Source organism: Neisseria sp. P0021.S005 (assembly GCF_051956955.1).
In genome coordinates this window covers 1-534 of the sequence record NZ_JBQCWY010000897.1, presented here as the reverse complement: position 1 = coordinate 534, position 534 = coordinate 1, and the positions used below count along the sequence as shown (strand labels likewise).

1 protein-coding gene is annotated in these 534 nt (G+C 50.0%); it reads left to right on the top strand.

All coding sequences use genetic code 11. The annotated features are described in order from the left end of the window. Nucleotides 1–462 (top strand): alpha-isopropylmalate synthase regulatory domain-containing protein (locus ACTHUE_RS20040; protein ID WP_440424282.1); only part of this gene is annotated, 462 nt, incomplete at its 5' end. Nucleotides 463–534 lie beyond the last annotated feature (72 nt).

Below are 534 nucleotides of genomic sequence, written 5' to 3'. Positions count from 1 at the left end.
GAACTCGCCGACAAAAAACGCGAAATCTTTGATGAAGATTTGCACGCTTTGGTGTCTGACGAAATGGGCAATATGAATACCGAAAGCTACAAATTCATTTCCCAAAAAATCAGCACTGAAACCGGCGAAGAGCCGCGCGCCGATATTGTGTTCAGTATTCGCGGCGAAGAAAAACACGCTTCCGCTAGCGGCTCAGGCCCTGTTGATGCCATCTTCAAAGCCATTGAAAGCGTGGCACAAAGTGGCGCAACCTTGCAGATTTACTCTGTCAATGCGGTAACTCAAGGCACGGAAAGCCAAGGCGAAACTTCCGTCCGCCTGCAACGCGGCGACCGTGTGGTCAACGGCCAAGGTGCGGATACCGACGTATTGGTGGCAACTGCCAAGGCCTACCTCTCCGCATTGAGCAAACTGGAATTCGGCCAAGCCAAGCCAAAAGCGCAAGGCAGAGGCATGATTTAATGCTTTGAACAAGTAAAGGCCGTCTGAAAACGTTGTAATACGTTTCAGACGGCTTTTTTATTAGTCCGAAGA